Origin of the sequence: Stenotrophomonas sp. CASM106 (genome assembly GCF_049384825.1) — a bacterium.
In the GTDB taxonomy this organism is placed as follows: domain Bacteria; phylum Pseudomonadota; class Gammaproteobacteria; order Xanthomonadales; family Xanthomonadaceae; genus Stenotrophomonas; species Stenotrophomonas muris.
Window position 1 is genome coordinate 1 of the sequence record NZ_JBMRFS010000081.1, and the last position, 413, is coordinate 413.

The 413-nt window shown below is 66.3% G+C and carries 1 protein-coding gene; it reads right to left on the reverse strand.

Annotated elements, in window-relative coordinates:
- The coding region (locus tag VG556_RS22630; RefSeq protein WP_423180085.1) for an NAD(P)H-dependent oxidoreductase at positions 1–413 on the reverse strand (413 nt) is incomplete at both ends.

Genomic DNA, 413 nt, shown 5'->3' on the forward strand with positions numbered 1-413 from the left:
TCCGCATCCAGCGGCCGAGAACGCGCAACGCGTTGACCACGTTGAAGGACTGGGAGCCACCGCAGACCTGCATCACTGCCAGCGTGCGACCTTGGGTCGGGCGTACGCTGCCCTCTTCCAGCGGTAGCCAGTCAATCTGGTTCTTGAACACGGCAGTCAGCGTCCCATGCCGCTCCGGGCTGACCCACACGTGCCCCTCGGACCACAACGAGGCTTGGCGCAGCTCCTGCACCTTGGGGTGGGAGGCGGGCACCGAATCGAGCATCGGCAGCTCATGCGGATCAAACACTCGGGTCTCTGCGCCCAGATGTTCCAGCACCCGCTGCGCCTCCAAAGCCAGCTTGCGGCTGAACGACTGCGGGCGCAGGGAACCGTACAAGAGCAGGATGCGGGGCCGGTGCGGCGCGGCAGTG